Annotated in this window: 9 protein-coding genes; 6 read left to right on the forward strand and 3 right to left on the reverse strand. The window is 68.5% G+C overall.

All coding sequences use genetic code 11. The features are described from left to right. Positions 1 to 20 precede the first annotated feature (20 nt). The 3 genes from glgX to HG543_RS40320 form a co-directional block, all read right to left on the reverse strand. Positions 21 to 2,165 carry a glycogen debranching protein GlgX gene (gene glgX / locus HG543_RS40310; RefSeq protein ID WP_169350247.1) on the reverse strand — a complete coding sequence of 715 codons (2,145 nt, stop codon included), beginning with the start codon at positions 2,163 to 2,165 and terminating at the stop codon, positions 21 to 23. Then, entirely contained in the window at positions 2,162 to 5,272 is a 3,111-nt protein-coding gene (gene treY / locus HG543_RS40315; RefSeq protein WP_169350248.1) for a malto-oligosyltrehalose synthase, read from the reverse strand. The genes glgX and treY overlap by 4 nt, the downstream gene beginning before the upstream one ends. Before the next feature lie 168 nt (positions 5,273 to 5,440). Beyond that, the gene (locus HG543_RS40320) at positions 5,441 to 5,755 is read right to left on the reverse strand and encodes an SWIB/MDM2 domain-containing protein (RefSeq protein ID WP_169350249.1); all 315 of its coding nucleotides are present in this window, start codon (positions 5,753 to 5,755) and stop codon (positions 5,441 to 5,443) included. A 387-nt stretch (positions 5,756 to 6,142) separates the two neighbouring features. On the opposite strand from HG543_RS40320, the gene HG543_RS40325 reads away from it, so the two are divergent. The 6 genes from HG543_RS40325 to HG543_RS40350 all read left to right on the forward strand — a co-directional run. Continuing rightward, positions 6,143 to 7,123, forward strand: coding sequence for an NAD-dependent epimerase/dehydratase family protein (locus HG543_RS40325; RefSeq protein WP_169350250.1), 981 nt, complete (start codon positions 6,143 to 6,145; stop codon positions 7,121 to 7,123). A 55-nt stretch (positions 7,124 to 7,178) separates the two neighbouring features. Beyond that, complete coding sequence (locus HG543_RS40330) at positions 7,179 to 7,847, forward strand: HAD family hydrolase (RefSeq protein ID WP_169350251.1); 669 nt, start codon at positions 7,179 to 7,181, stop codon at positions 7,845 to 7,847. Positions 7,848 to 7,862: 15 nt separating this feature from the next. After that, positions 7,863 to 9,473: an NPN-dependent hydroxyacid isomerase, LarAH14/15/16 family gene (larAH, locus tag HG543_RS40335; RefSeq protein WP_169350252.1), complete on the forward strand. Its 1,611-nt coding sequence runs from the start codon at positions 7,863 to 7,865 to the stop codon at positions 9,471 to 9,473. A gap of 11 nt (positions 9,474 to 9,484) precedes the next feature. Continuing rightward, positions 9,485 to 13,894 (forward strand): AMP-binding protein, encoded by a 4,410-nt coding sequence (locus HG543_RS40340; protein ID WP_169350253.1) that lies wholly within the window; start codon positions 9,485 to 9,487, stop codon positions 13,892 to 13,894. Continuing rightward, on the forward strand, positions 13,891 to 14,919 hold the full coding sequence (locus HG543_RS40345; RefSeq protein ID WP_169350254.1) for an NAD-dependent epimerase/dehydratase family protein: 1,029 nt from the start codon (positions 13,891 to 13,893) through the stop codon (positions 14,917 to 14,919). Before HG543_RS40340 ends, HG543_RS40345 begins: the two co-directional genes overlap by 4 nt. Positions 14,920 to 15,382: 463 nt before the next feature. After that, a partial coding sequence (locus HG543_RS40350) for an Hpt domain-containing protein (RefSeq protein WP_211194488.1) occupies positions 15,383 to 15,839 on the forward strand: 457 nt, incomplete at its 3' end.

The raw sequence follows: 15,839 nt of genomic DNA on the forward strand, positions 1-15,839 counted from the left end.
CCTACACCCACCCCGCCACCCTACTCCGTGGCCGGCCGGCGCAGCACCACCAGGGAGCGCCCGGCCACCTGCACCTTCCCACCCGCCGGCGTGTGCGTGCGCTGGGACTCCCCCGCCGCCGCCGTGTCCACCACCAGCTCCCAGTCCGCGCCCCACTCAATCGCGGGCAGGAGGAAGGTGATGGGCTCGTGGTGCGCGTTCATCAGCACCAGGAGCGTGTCCCCGACGATGCGGTTGCCCTCGTCGTCCGGCGTGGCGATGGCGTCTCCGCCCAGGAGGAAGCCCAGGGAGCGCACATAGGGCTTCTCCCAGTCGTCCTTCTTCATCTCCTTGCCGTCCGGCCGGAACCACGCGAGGTCCTTCAGCTCGCTGTCCCACATGTGGGCGCCGCGGAAGAAGCGCCGCTTGTGCAGCACCGGCTGCTCGCGCCGCAGCTTGGTCATGCGGCTGGTGAACTCCAGCAGCGCACGCTGGGTGTCGTTCAGCTCCCAGTTCACCCAGGACAGCTCGTTGTCCTGGCAGTAGGCGTTGTTGTTGCCGCGCTGGGTGCGGCCCATCTCGTCGCCGGCCACCAGCATGGGCACGCCCTGGGACAGGAAGAGCGTGGCGAGGAAGTTGCGCTTCTGCTGCTCGCGCAGGGTGTTGATTTTCGGGTCCGCCGTCTCGCCCTCCACCCCGCAGTTCCAGGAGTGGTTGTCGTTATGGCCGTCCCGGTTCTCCTCGCCGTTGGCCTCGTTGTGCTTGTCGTTGTAGGTGACGAGGTCGTGCAGCGTGAAGCCGTCGTGCGCGGTGACGAAGTTCACGCTCGCGGTGGGCTTGCGGCCGGACAGCGAATACAGGTCCGAGCTGCCGGTGAGCCGGTAGCCAATCTCCGCCGCCTGCCGGTCATCCCCCTTCCAGTAGCGGCGGATGGTGTCGCGGTACTTGCCGTTCCACTCGCTCCACAGCACCGGGAAGTTGCCCACCTGGTAGCCGAAGTCGCCCACGTCCCAGGGCTCGGCGATGAGCTTCACCCGGCTGAGCACCGGGTCCTGGTGGATGATTTGGAAGAAGGCCGCGCGCGTGTCGTAGCCGTGCCTGTCCCGGCCCAGCGTGGTGGCCAGGTCGAAGCGGAACCCGTCCACGTGCATGACCTCCACCCAATAGCGGAGGGAGTCGACCACGAGCTTCAGCGCGTACGGGTGCGTGGCGTTCCACGAGTTGCCGCACCCGGTGAAGTCCATGTAGTAGCGCGGGTCCTTCTCGTTGATGCGGTAGTAGGCGCCGTTGTCCAGGCCCTTGAAGGACAGCGTGGGCCCCAGGTGGTTGCCCTCGCAGGTGTGGTTGTAGACGACGTCGAGGATGACCTCGATGCCGGCGCGGTGGAGCAGCTTCACCATGCCCTTGAACTCGTCCACCTGCTCGCCGCGCGAGCCCGAGGCGCTGTAGCGCGCGTCCGGCGCGAAGTAGCCCAGCGTGTTGTAGCCCCAGTAGTTCACCAGCCCGCGCTGGATGAGGAAGGGCTCGTCGGCGATGTGGTGGATGGGCAGGAGGTCCACCGCGGTGACGCCCACCTTCTTGAGGTGCTCGATGCTGGCCGGGTGCGCCAGCCCCGCGTAGGTGCCGCGCAGGTGCTCGGGGATGCGCGGGTGGAGCTTCGTGAAGCCCTTGACGTGCAGCTCGTAGAAGACCGTCTCGTGCCAGGGGATGCCGGGCGCGCGGTCTCCCTCCCAGTCGAAGGTGTCCGTCAGCACCACCGCCTTGGGCACGGACGCGGCGTCGTCCCGGGTGTCGAGGATGAGGTCCTCGTCCTTGCCCGTGGCGGGCGCCGGGTAGCCGTAGATGGGGCCCTTGTAGTCCACCTTGCCGTGGATGGCGCGGGCGTACGGGTCCACCAGCAGCTTGTGCGGGTTGAAGCGCAGGCCCTTCTTCGGCTCATGCGGGCCGTGCACGCGCAGGCCGTAGAGCGTCCCCGGCTGGAGCCCTGGCAGGTAGCCGTGGAAGACGTGGTGGGTCGTCTCCAGCAGGGGGAACCGACGGGTCTCCTTGGAGGTGTCGTTGGGGTCGAAGAGGCACACCTCCACCTTCTTGGCGTGCTCGCTGAAGACAGCGAAGTTGACCCCGTTCCCGTCATACGTGGCGCCCAGGGGGTACGGCCTCCCTGGAAGCACCTCGGCCCTCCTCATCCCGTGCTCCTCTCCAACAGCACCACCGGGAACTCCGCCAGGAGCGGTCCGAGGGGCAGCACCACGCCGCCCGGTCCACGCTCCGGCCGCACCTGGCGCCCGGTGAAGACATCGCGGAACATCATGCCCGCATATGCCTCCGGGAGGTCGAGGAACGTGCTTCCGTACGCACCGGACAGGCCTTCCGGGGATTCCAGGGCGGACCAGGTGTAACGCGGTGCGCAGGCCACGATGACGGTGTCGCCCTGCTCGCGCGCGAAGGCCACGGCCGCGCTGGCGCGGGGGCCGGACAAGTCCAGGGCCCGGTAGCCGCCGGAGCGGAAGAGGTCCTGCCGGCGCTGGCGCAGCCGCAGCGCCTCGGCGAGCACGTAGAGCTTCGCCCGGCCGTCATCCAGGTTCGCCGTCAGCCTCGAGCACAGCCCCGGCCGGTCCTTGGCGGCGTCGCGGTCCAGCTCGTCCAGGAGGCGCGCGCGCAGGGCGAAGTCCACCGGGCGCCGGTTGTCCGGGTCCACCAGGGACAAATCCCACAGCTCGCAGCCCTGGTAGGTGTCCGCCACGCCGGGCGAGGCGAGCTTCATGAGCAACTGCCCCAGGGCGTTGTGCTGACCCGCGCGCTCGATGTGGCCCTTGAACTCCCGCACGTCCTCCAGGAAGGCGCCGCCCTTCTCCGGGTCGAAGCAGGCGTCCACGAAGCGGGCCACCGCGTCGTCATAGGCGCTGTCCGGGTTGGTCCACGAGGTGCGGACCTTGGCCTCCTTGATGGCCTTGCCCATGTACTCGCGCACGCGGCGCTGGAACTCCGTCCGCTCCTCCGGGGTGTGGGACGGGCCCATGGGCCAGGCGCCCACCACCGTCTGGAAGAAGAGGTAGACGTCGTTGGGGCTGGGGGCCGGGCCGGAGGGCAGGTCCGTCACCAGCTTCTCCGTGAGGCGGGCCCACTTCTTCACCCGCTTGCGCCACTCCTCGGGCACCTCGGTGAGCACGTTGAGGCGCGCGCGCACGTCCTCGCTGCGCTTGGTGTCGTGGGTGCTGGAGGTGAGCTGGCTGGCCGGCCAGTGCTCCGCGCGCTCCTGGTTGCGCAGGTGGAAGGTGGTGGCGCGCACGCCGAAGCGCTCCGGCTCGCCGCCCACCTCGTTGAGGCTCACCAGCCGGTTGTAGACATAGAAGACGGTGTCCTCCAGGCCCTTGGCCATGACGGGGCCCGTCACCTGCTGCAGCTTCATGGCGAAGCGCAGCATGACGGCGCGCTCGCGCTCGTTCGTGTGCTCCGGGTAGCGGCGCAGGAGGATGTCGCGCAGGAAGTCGAAGATGGAGGCGTTGGTGGTGGCGTTGCGCTCCTTGGCGCGCTGAATCGTCCACTCGATGTACTGCACGTCGCGCGCGTCCAGCTCCGGGCGCCAGCCGTCCACGTAGGTGCGGTAGACGGGGAACAGGGCGATGAACTCCACCAGCGCGCGCCGGAGCGCGTTGAGCGTGAAGTCGCGCGTGCGCCGGTTCATCTCCGAGATGCGGTTGAGCTCATGCGCCAGCACGTTGATTTCGCTGGCCATGGACACGCGCATGATGAGCAGCTTCTTCTGGTAGACGAGCTCCGCGAAGTCGGCCTTCTCGCCCACGAAGCGCTCGTACGTCTCCGACAGGGAGTCCTCCGCGTCCGTCTGCACGAAGATGCCGCTGACCGCGTTGGCGAACCGGTAGCCGGTGGTGCCGTGCACGGCCCACGCTTCCGGAATGCGCTCGCGCCCGCCCTGAATCTTCTCCACCACCACGTACAGCGCCTTGCGCAGCGGGCTGTCCGGCTGCTCCGTCACCTCCGCGCGCCAGCGCGCCTTCAGCGCCGTCTCCACCCCGGGCCAGCGGGTGTCGCCCTCGCCGTGCTCCGCCAGGAACAGGGCGCGGGCGCGCTCCATGAAGTAGTGCTCCTGCAGGTCCAGGAAGTAGGCGGTGGGGTCGAACAGGCCGTCCGGGTGGTCGATGCGCAGCCCGGTGACGCAGCCCTCGCGCAGCCAGCGGAAGATGGTGGCGTGTGCCTCCTGGAAGACATCCGGGTCCTCCTCGCGGATGGCGGCCAGGCCGTTGATGTCGAAGAAGCGGCGGTAGTTGATTTCCTCACCCGCCACGCGCCAGTGGGCCAGGCGGTAGCTGCTCGAGGACAGCACCGCGTCCAAGAGGTCGAACGAGCGCGGGTTGCCGGGCTCGCCGTTGAAGACGCGCAGGTTCTCCTCGATGTAGGCCCCCAGCTCCGGGCTGGCGGCCACCACGGCGCCGAGGCGGCGCTTGATGACCTCCTTCTCGCGGTGGCGCTCGATGACCTTGGCGCGCTCCACCTCCGTGCGGGCCGGCAGGTGCTCAATCGCGGTGAGGATGGACAAGAGCTCCACCATGCAGGGGTGCTCGGCGCCGAGCCGCGCCTCCAGCCGCTCCAGCCCGTGCCGGAGGATGCGCGCGTACTGGCGGGGCGCCACCGGCAGGAGGTGGTCGTAGTAATGGAGGTAGAAGGAGCCCTCCTTGAAGGAGAGCTTCAATTCGCCCCGCTCGAGGACGATGCCGTACTGGTCTCCCAGGATGGGCAGCAGGACCTTGTCCCGCAGCTCCTCCTTCACGGGCGCCCAGTCGATGTCGAAGAACTTGGCGTACAGGGAGGACGGGCCGTTCTCCAGCACGTCGAACCAGAGCCGGTTGTCCCGCTCGATGCCCATGTGGTTGGGCACCACGTCGAGCAGCTGCCCCATCCCCTGCTCGCGCAGGGCGGCGCACAAGGCCGCATGGTCCTCCGCCGAGCCCACCTCGGGGTTGAGCTGCTGGTGGTCCGTGCAGTCGTACCCGTGGGTGCTGCCCGGGGTGGCCTTGAGATAGGGCGAGGCGTACAGGTCGCTCACCCCCAGGCGGGCCAGGTAGGGGACGATTTCGCGCGCCTGCTGGAAGTTGAAGCCCTTGTGGAGCTGTATCCGGTACGTGGACAGCGGCGTGCGGGGCCGGGAGACCAGGTCCCCCTTCACGCGCGCATAGAGGCCCTCGGCCAGGGCCTCGGCCGTGACAGTCATGGTGGCGCCCCCCGTCCCTCCTGGAGAGGCGGTTCCCTCATCTTCCAACCCGTCGAGCAGCATGCTGCCCAGAGGTAGGTGTTCTGGCTTCAGTCCGCCAGAGCGCAGACGGCCGTCCGCCCTCTATCCAACGCTCCACGGGGCCGCTCGCGGCCCCCTGAAAAAGCGGAGGGCCCGCCGCGTGACACGGCGAGCCCCCAGGTGTGTCAGCCGGGTGTCCCCGGCGCGACTTCAGCTCAGCTGCTTGTTCACCAGCGCCGTCATCTCGAACATGGTGACGTTCTTCTTGCCACCAAAGATGGGCTTGAGCTTGTCGTCGGCGTTGATCTGCCGCTTGTTCTTGGCGTCCTGGAGGCCCTGCTTCTTGATGTAGGCCCAGAGCTTCTTGACGACCTCGGTACGGGGCAGCGGCTTGTTACCGACGATCTCCGCGAGCGCGGGAGACGGCGTCATCTCCTTCATGAACGACGCGTTCGGCTTGCGCTTCGCGCCGGCGGTCTTCTTGGCGGCGGGAGCCTTCTTCGCAGCGGCTTTCTTGGCGGCCATTCGTCTTGAGTCTCCTCCCCTCCGAAGGGGACGTTATACGGCTTTGCTTGGGAAAAGCGGGAGCCGATGAGGCAGAAGTAGCACGCCCAAGCCCGAAAAACAGCCCTCTGATGCGTTTTTCCCTCGGAGAACGCGTCCCGGAACGCGTTTCGGGCCCGAAAATCCGGCTCCGGAGCACGCTCTTCCCTCGGGAGCAAGCCGTCCGCGACGCGTCCGGAGCCCGAAAAATCGGCTCCGGAGCGCGTTTCTCCTCGGGGAATATGCTTGGAAACGCGTCCGGAGCCCGACAAACCGGCCCCCGAGTGCTTCGCCCCTCGGGGCGGGAAGCCGACATCCGCTCGGGATTCTCCTTGCGGACGTGGTGTGTTTTTTTGGATGAAAGCCCTCATGAGAGCCCTCATCACCGGTGCCGGCGGCTTCCTGGGAGTCTGGCTGGCGAAGGCCCTGGCCGCGCGCGGAGACGCCGTGACGTGCCTCCTACGCCCTGGCGGAGACGCCTCGGGGTTGGCGGGAGTCCCCCATACCCGGGTGGACGGAGACGTGACGCAGCCCGCCTCGCTGCGCCCCGCGGTGGCGGGCCAGGACGTCGTCTTCCACCTGGCGGGCGTGCGACGCGGCGCGACGCGCGAGGACTTCATGCGCGTCAACGCCGAGGGCACGCGTCACCTCTGTGACGCCATGGTGGCCGCCGGACACCGCCCGAGGCTGGTGCTGGCGGGCTCGCTGGCGGCCATGGGGCCGTCCACTCCCACCCGGCCCCACGTGGAGGAGGACCCCTTCCACCCCCACGAGTGGTACGGCGAGAGCAAGGCGGAGGCGGAGCGCATCGCCTTCTCCTACGCGGACCGGCTGCCGGTGACGGTGACGCGGCCGCCGCGCATCATCGGCCCGTGGGATAGGGAGAACCTCACCTTCTTCAAGCTGGCCCAGCGCGGCATCCGGCTGGAGCTGGCCGGGGGCCCCCGCCCGTTGACGCTGGTGGACGTGGAGGACGTGGTGGACCTCATGCTGCTACAGGCCGAGCACCCCCAGGCCCCCGGCGAGGCCTTCTTCTGCGCGGGCCCGGGCGCCCCCCTCACCCTGGAGCAGGTCCAGGACATGGGGGCCCAGGCCCTGGGGCTGCACCCGCGCACGGTGCGCCTGTCCCCCCGGGTGCTCACGGCCCTGGCGTCCGCGGCGGACGGGGTGAGCCGGGTGACGGGGCGCAAGCTGCCCCTGAACCGGAAGCTGGCGCGGCAGCTCCTGGCCCCCGCCTGGACGTGCTCCGGCGCGAAGGCCGAGCGGCTGCTGGGCTTTCACCCCCGGCGTGGGCTGGAGGACTCCATCCGCCGCAGCGCGGAGTGGTACCGCCAGCAGGGATGGTTGTAGGGCACCAGCGTCGTTGACCTTACCCCCCCAGCAGTGTCAGGAACCCGGCTGCCACATGCCCCCCCAGAAAGCCGCCTTTTTCGATGTCGACGGGACGCTCGTGAAGACGAACGTCGTCCACGTCTACGCGTACTACGCGATGAACCGCGGCTCGGTCCTGGGCATCGCGGGGAGGACGCTGAGCACCGCCGTCAGCGTGCCGCTCTTCGGTGTCATGGACGCGCTCGACCGCAAGACGTTCAACGAGTTCTTCTACCGCTACTACGCGGGGTTGTCCGAGGACCGGCTCGTCACCATCGCCGAGGACATGTTCGAGGACGTGCTGCAGCCGGCCCTCTTCGAGCAGTCCCAGGACCTCATCGACCAGGCGCGTCGTAGCGGCTGCAAGGTGGTGCTCGTCACCGGAGCACTGGACTTCACCATGCGCCCGCTGGCCCGCCACCTGGGCGCCGATGACCTCATCGCCAACAAGATGCAGTTCGTGGGCGGCAAGGCCACCGGCAAGGTGATTCCGCCCATCATCGAGGGCGCGAACAAGGCCAACGCCATCCGCGCCTACTGCGTGAAGGAGAACCTGGCCCTGGACAAGTGCCACGGTTACTCCGACAGCGCTTCTGACTACGCCATGCTCGCGGTGGTGGGTCGTCCCACCGCGGTGAACCCGGACCTGCGCCTGCGCTCCATCGCGCGCGCCTACAACTGGCCCATCCTGGACCTCAAGTAAGGCCCCCTACTCTCCATGCGCCCGCTCAAGACGCTCCAGAAGCTGTACGACGAGGAAAGCCAGGTGGTCATCACCGAGAAGGGCAGCCCCCCGCGGGCGCTCTTCTACGGCGAGGGCTTCCTGCAGGAAGACCTGCCCGTGGGCACGCGCGTCATCTTCCCGCGCCCGCCCATGGCGGGCGTGCCCAACGTCAAGGCCGCCATCCGCTGGGCCATCAACCACCCGGAGGGCATGGAGCCGCTGCACGCCCTGCTCAAGCCGGGAATGCGCCTGACGTGCGTCATCGACGACATCAGCGTGCCCTTGCCGCCCATGGTGACGCCGGACGTGCGCCAGTCCATCCTCGAGGTGGTGCTGGAGCTGGCCGCCGACAGCGGCGTGGACGACATCCACCTCGTCATCGCCAACGCCCTGCACCGCCGCATGACGGAAGGCGAGATGCGGCGCATGGTGGGGCAGAAGATCTTCGACGAGTTCTACCCGGACCGTTACTACAACCACGACGCGGAAGACCCGGACGGCATCGTCGCCCTGGAGCGCACGTCGCACGGGGAAGAGGTGTCCGTGAACCGCCGCGTGGCGGAGAGCGACCTCATCGTCTACGTGAATGTGAACTTCGTGCCCATGAACGGCGGGCACAAGTCCATGGGCACCGGCGTGTCCAACTACGCGTCGCTGCGCCACCACCACAACCCGAAGACCATCCGCGAGTCGGACTCCTACATGGAGCCGAAGGCCAGCGCGCTGTACCGCAGCAACGAGCGCATCGGCCGCAACATCGACAAGCACCTGAAGGTCTTCCACATCGAGACCTCGCTGAACAACCGCATGTTCGGCGGCCCCGTGGACTTCCTCGCCAAGAAGGAAGAGGACTACACGGAAGGCGACCGGCTGAAGTTCCAGGCCATGCGCTACGCGCTGTCCAAGATGCCGCGCGCGGCGGCGCGCAAGGTGCTCAGCGCGGTTCCGGCCCCTTATGAAGTCACCGGCGTGTACGCCGGGGCCACGGAGCCCGCGCACCAGAAGACGCTGGAGACGAGCTGGAAGCAGTACGTGGTGCCGGTGGAGGGACAGAGCGACATCGTCATCTTCCCCATCCCGTTCATCTCGCCCTACAGCGTCAACTCCATCCTCAACCCGCTGCTCGTGCAGGTGATGGGGCTGGGCTACTTCTACAACCTCAACCGCGGCGTGCCGCTGGTGAAGAAGGGCGGCGTGCTGATTCTGCTGCACCCGGCCTACGACGAGTTCGACCCCGAGCACCACCCCAGCTACATCGAGTTCTTCAACCGGCTGCTGCCGGAGACGCGCGACTCCATGAAGCTGGAGCACAAGTACGAGAAGGAGTTCGCGGAGAACCCCAGCTACGTGCACCTGTACCGCAAGGGCAACGCCTACCACGGCGTTCACCCCTTCTACATGTGGTACTGGGGCGAGAACGGCCGCCAGCACGTGGGCAAGGTCATCGTCGCGGGCGCGGAGAACAACCACGTCCCCGCCCTCATGGGGTGGGACCGCACGGACACCCTCACCGAGGCGATTGAAGAGGCGCGCGGCTTCATGGGCCGCTCGGCGACCATCAGCCTGCTGCGGATTGCCCCCACGGTGATGGTGGACGTGAAGTGAGGCCGGGCATCATGGAACAGGGACAGCTTCCCGAGCTGAACGTCTCTCGCGTCTTCACCGGCAAGCGCCTGCTGTTCGCGGGCTCCACCGGCTTCGTGGGCAAGGTGACGCTGTCCATGCTGCTGCACCGGTACGGGCAGGAGCTGGACAAGGTGTACGTGCTCGTCCGCAAGGGCAGCGCGGCCTCCGCCGAGCGGCGCTTCTTCGACAAGGTGGCCACCAGCGAGCCCTTCCAGCCGCTGCGCGACACCTACGGCGACGAGGGCGCGCTGGAGTTCATCCAGAAGAAGTGCCACGTGCTGGACGGCGACATCACCGACCCGTGGGTGGGCCTGGAGGAGTCGCAGGTCGCCGAGCTCACCGGCAAGGTGCACGCCTTCATCAACTGCGCGGGTCTGGTGTCCTTCAACCCGTCGCTGGAGGTGGGTCTCAACGTCAACACCCACGGCGTGAAGTACGCGGTGGAGTTGGCGCTGCGCTGGGGCGTGCCGCTCATCCACATGTCCACCGCCTTCGTGGCGGGCAACCGCCACGGGCTCGTCTTCGAGGACGAGGAGGTGCGCGGCTACTTCCCCAAGAAGGACGAGCTGGACGGGCGCGACTTCAGCCTGGAGCAGGAGCTGAAGGACGCCGAGCGCATCGTCGCGCGGCTGCGCGAGCAGGCGGATGACCGGGCCCTGACGTCCACCTTCCGCAAGAAGGCGTTGGACCGGCTCGCCGAGGAAGGCCGCGACGTCAACGACGAGAAGACGCTGCGGCTCGCCGTGGGCCGCGAGCGCAAGCTGTGGCTGAGCGGTGAGCTGGTGAAGGCCGGCATGGAGCGCGCCGCGCACTGGGGCTGGCCCAACACGTACACGTACACCAAGTCCCTGGGCGAGCAGGTCATCGCCGGCACGCCGGGGCTGCGCTACGCCATCGTCCGCCCCTCCATCGTGGAGAGCGCGCGGCACTACCCCTTCCCCGGGTGGAACGAGGGTTTCACCACCTCCGCGCCGCTGGCCTTCGCGGGCATCAAGGGCCCTGGCGGCATCCCCGCCGGCGAGAGCACCATCCTGGACATCATCCCGGTGGACCAGGTGGCGGGCGCCACCATCGGCATCACCGCGCACTCCATCGAGGTGGAGGAGCGGCGCGTCTACCAGCTGGCGTCCGGTGACGTGAATCCGTTCTACGCCAGCCGCTCCGTGGAGCTCGTCGGCCTGTACCGGCGGCGGTACTACCGCAACCGCGAGACGGGCAACTCGCTGATGAACTCGCTGCGCTCGCGCCTGGAGCCGCAGCCCGTCAGCAAGAAGGAGTTCGAGCTGTTCAGCGCGCCCATGCTGGTGCGCGGCGCGAAGTTCCTGAAGAAGGCCATCGACGAGGTGCGGCCCGCGTGGGGCGCCCCGTCCGTCCAGGCCATGCTGGACAAGGCCAAGGTGTCCCTGGACGACGTGGTGGAGCAGAACGAGGGCCTCATCGCGCTCACGGACCTGTTCCTCCCCTTCCTCTACGAGAACCGGTACGTCTTCCGCTGCGACAACACGCGCTCCGTCTACACGCGCATGGCGCACGCGGACCGGATGAAGGTGCCGTGGGACCCGGAGAACATCGACTGGCGCGCCTACTTCATGGAGACGCACCTGCCGGGCCTGGAGAAGTGGGTGTTCCCCGGCCTGGAGGAGGAGCGCGAGAAGCGCACCGTCATCCCCGCGCACCGCGACCTCTTGGAGCTGCTGGAGGCCACGGTGCATGCGTACCGGCACCGGGTGGCCTTCCGCATGGTGTCCGGCGAGAAGGAGGAGCGCTTCACCTTCGGCGAGGTGCACCGCTATGCCTCGCGCGTGGGCAGCTTCCTCATCCGCGCCGGCATCAAGCCGGGCGACCGGGTGCTGCTGGTGTCGGAGAACCGGCCCGAGTGGGGCATGTGCTACTTCGGCATCCTGCGCGCGGGCGCCACGGCCGTGCCGGTGGACCCGGGCCTCAGCGAGGCGGAGGTGCTCAACATCTCCCGGCGCGCGGAAGCCAAGGCGTGCCTCGTGTCCGAGGACGCGGCCAACGACTTCCCCGGCCTGTTCTCCGCGCTGGGTGAGGGCGTCACGGTGGTGAGCCTCGCGCAGGCGATGACGGGCGACCCGGCGCACCCGGACCGCATCGGCCCCGTGAGGAAGTCCGCGTCCGCGGACGACGTGGCCAGCGTCATCTTCACCTCCGGCACCACCGGCACGCCCAAGGGCGTGATGCTCACGCACCGCAACTTCGCCTCGCTGGTGGCGAAGCTGGCCGGCGTGTTCGACATCGGCGCGGGCGACGGCGTGCTGTCCGTGCTGCCGCTGCACCACACCTTCGAGTTCTCCGCCGGCTTCCTCACCCCGTTCTGGCGCGGGGCGGAAATCACGTACATCGACGAGCTGACGTCGGACCGGCTGGGCGAGGTGTTCGAGACGGGCCGCATCACCGCCATGGTGGGCGTGCCGGCGCTGTGGCAGCTCTTGCACCGCAAGATTACGCAGGAGTTCGCCAGCAAGCCGCCGTTCATCGAGCAGGCGCTGAAGGCGCTGATGGCCACGCACGGCGAGCTGCGCAACCGGGGCAACGTCAACCTGGGCAAGCTCTTGTTCTGGCCGGTGCACCGCAAGTTCGGCGGGCGCATCAAGGTGCTCGTGTCGGGCGGCTCGGCGCTGCCGGACGAGGTGCACAAGGCCTTCCACGAGCTGGGCTTCAACATCACCGAGGGCTACGGCCTGACGGAGGCCGCGCCGGTGCTGTCGGTGACGGAGCCCGGCAACAAGCGCCTGCCCAGCACCGTGGGCCGGCCGCTGCCCGGCATCGAGCTGCGCATCCTCAACCCGGACAACGACGGGCTGGGCGAGGTGCTCGCCCGCGGCCCCAACGTCATGCCCGGCTACTTCGGGGACCGCGAGGCCACGGACGCGGTGCTCAAGGAGGGGTGGCTCCACACCGGCGACCTGGGACGCCTGGACGCGGAAGGCCGGCTGTACCTCGTCGGCCGCGCCAAGGACGTCATCATCGACCACAACGGGAAGAACATCTACCCGGACGAGCTGGAAGAGCTGTACCAGGACCACGCGCACATCAAGGAGCTGTCCATCGTCGGCCTGCCCGACGAGGCCGGCGGCGAGAAGGTGGCGTGCCTGTGCGTGCCGGACTACGGCGACCGTCCGCGCGAGGAGGTGCGCCGCGAGGTGGAGGAGCACTTCCGCAAGGTGAGCGCGGGCATGCCCTTCTACCGGCGCGTGAAGGTGCTGCGCCTGTGGGACGGCGAGCTGCCCCGCACCGCCAAGCGCAGCGTCAAGCGCAAGCAGGTGGTGGAGGAGCTGCAGCGGCTGGAGCGCATGGCCGCCAGCGCCACCAAGGCGCGCGAGAAGGTGGCCAGCGCCGGCACCGGCGGCGTGGGCGACTGGCTCTACCCGCTCATCGCCGAGGTGTGCCACCGGCCGCTGGCCGACGTGCGCCCCGAGGCGCACCTCACGGGTGACTTGGGCTTCGACTCGCTGATGCTCACCGAGCTGTCCTCCGCGCTGGAGGGCGCCGGCGTGCCCCTGCCCGCCGTTGAGGACCTGACGCAGGTGCAGACGGTGGAGGACCTGCGCAAGGTGGTGGTGGCCTCCGGCAAGCGCCCCTCCGTGGACACGCGCGCGAAGGACATCTCCCAGGAGAACAAGCGCGACGAGGAGGTGGAGATTCCCGTCCCCGAGGTGGTGGCGGACGTGGGCCGGCAGCTTTTGTCCTTCGGGCAGAAGGTGCTCTACGGCGGCGTGTTCGACGTGAAGGTGACGGGCAAGCCCTTCATCCCGCAGAACCGCAACTTCCTCGTCATCGCCAACCACTCCAGCCACCTGGACGCGGGCCTGGTGCGCGTGGCGCTGGGAGACCAGGGCGAGCGGCTCGTGTCCCTGGCCGCCCGCGATTACTTCTTCAACACGCCCCTCAAGCGCGCCTGGTTCGAGAACTTCACCAACCTGGTGCCGATTGAGCGGCAGGGCTCGCTGCGCGAGTCGCTGCGCATGGCGGGCGAGGCGCTGCGCCAGGGCTTCAACGTGCTCATCTTCCCGGAGGGGACGCGCTCCACAACGGGCGAGATGCAGGAGTTCTACTCCACGCTGGGCTACCTGGCGCTCACCTTCAACGTGGACGTGCTGCCGCTCTACATCCACGGCGCCTTCGACGCGCTGCCCAAGGGCAGCGTGATTCCGAAGCTGAAGGACCTGAAGGTGAACATCGGCCCGGCGCTGCGCCACGAGGCGCTGCGCTCGCGCGTGCAGGGCATGGCGCGCTCGGAGGGCTACCGCTACGTCACCCGCATCGCCGAGGACGCGATGCGGGCACTCAAGGATGGCCGCGTGCTCGACCTCACTGATTCGGCCGCGGCCCAGGCGGGACTGCCCGCCCGGACCTCTTCCGGAGGGCAGGACTCGTGAAGCTGCTGGTGACGGGAGGCACGGGATTCCTCGGCACGCACCTGGTGCCGAGGCTGGTGGCGGCCGGGCATCAGGTGCGGCTCATCGGCCGCTCGAAGCCCACGGGCGCGCCGTACGCGAACACGGAGTACGTCCCCGGTGACCTGAAAGACAGGGACGCGGTGCGCCGCGCGCTGGAGGGCGTGGAGGCCGTCTACCATCTCGCGGGGCTCGTCTCCTTCCAGCCGAAGGACGCGCGGAAGATGTTCGAGCTGCACGTGGACAGCACCCGCGAGCTCTTGCGCGACGTGCGCGAGGCCGGCGTGAAGCGCGTGGTGCTGGCCTCCACCTCCGGCACCATCGCGGTGTCCAAGGAGGAGCGCGTCGGCACCGAGGAGGACGACTACCCGATTACGGTGGTGGGCCGCTGGCCGTACTACCTGTCCAAAATCTACGAGGAGAAGCTGGCGCTGGAGTACTGCCGCAAGCACGCCATCCCCCTCGTGGTGCTCAACCCCAGCCTGCTGATGGGGCCGGGGGATGACCGGCTGTCCTCCACCTGGACGGTGGTGAAGTTCCTCAACCAGGAGATTCCGGCCATGCCGGGCGGCGGCATCTCCTTCGTGGACGCGCGCGACGTGGCGGACGCCTTCGTCAACGCCCTCACCCGGGGCGAGGTGTACGGCCGCCACCTCATGGGCGTGAACATGTCCATGACGGACTTCTTCAAGCGCCTGGAGCGCATCAGCGGCGTGCCCGCGCCCAAGCTGCGCCTGCCCTCGCAGGTCAACGTGCTCGGCAGCAAGCTCCTGGAGCGCTGGGCCAAGGTGCGCGGCACGAAGCCCGTGCTGGACCCGCAGGAAGTGGACATCGGCGAGCACTGGTTCTGGCTGGACGCCTCCAAGGCCGAGGCCGAGCTGGGCTTCCGCGCGCGCGACGTGCACGAGACGCTGTCCGAGACGGTGCAGCACATCTATTCGAAGATGCCGCCCCAGTGCCTGCCCGGTACCAAGGGCCGGCTCGCGGACCTGCGCGAGGGGACCTGACGTCCGGCCGGGCCCCCGGCCGGTGTCTCACCCGAAGTCTCGCAATCCCTGTCGCCAATCAATGACATCTGTTATTGATTGGCGATACATCCGCTCGGTGTGGCTCCCGTCTGTTTCGAGCAGACATGCAGGTGAGCCCCGAGTGGGAAGCCACCCGGCCAGGGTTGAAGACAACCCTCTGGCAGTCCCTTTTGACCGTTTTATCCAGACGAACCGGAAAAGGGCTGAGGGATTGTAATTCCTCTCAGACTTCGATACTTTGTGTTCGTTTCGTAACACTCCCCCACGTCCCCGCTCGTCCCCCTCGTGTCCGCACTGGCGCGGCCACACGAGCGGAGCGTCGTGTCCGGAAGCTGGCTGACGCGTACCGCATGCCCCTGCACATGAAGCGCCGTCTCGTGGAGGTCCCCGGCCTGGGACTCCAGCCCCTGGCGACGTCCGCCTCCTCTCGCGAGGCCCGTCCATGAGCGGGGGCTCTGGAGGACCTCCGCCGGGCCTGGGCGCGGAGTGGCAGATGCTGCTGGGCATCTTCTCGGACGAGGCGGAGGAGCTGCTCTGCTCGCTGGAGGAGCAGCTCATCGCCCTGGAGGCGTGCCCCGACGACGAGCGGCTCCAGGCGCTCTTCCGGGTGGCCCACACCCTCAAGGGCAGCGCGGGCTCCATGGGCTTCCAGTCGGTGACGGACTACGTCCACGGCCTGGAGGACCTGCTGCAGGCGCTGCGAGAGCGGCGCCTGTCGGTGAGCGAGACGCTGGTGTCCCTGCTGCTCGGCTCGGTGGACCACCTGCGCGAGCTGACGCGGGCGGTCATCGCGGGCGTGGACCAGCTCGGCCCTACCCACCAAGCGCAGCTCCAGAAGCTGAAGGACGCCGGTGCCGTGGGACAGGCCCGGTGCGAGATGCCCGCCAGCCCCCTTCCCC

The organism is Pyxidicoccus fallax, from assembly GCF_012933655.1.
In the GTDB taxonomy this organism is placed as follows: Bacteria; Myxococcota; Myxococcia; order Myxococcales; family Myxococcaceae; genus Myxococcus; species Myxococcus fallax.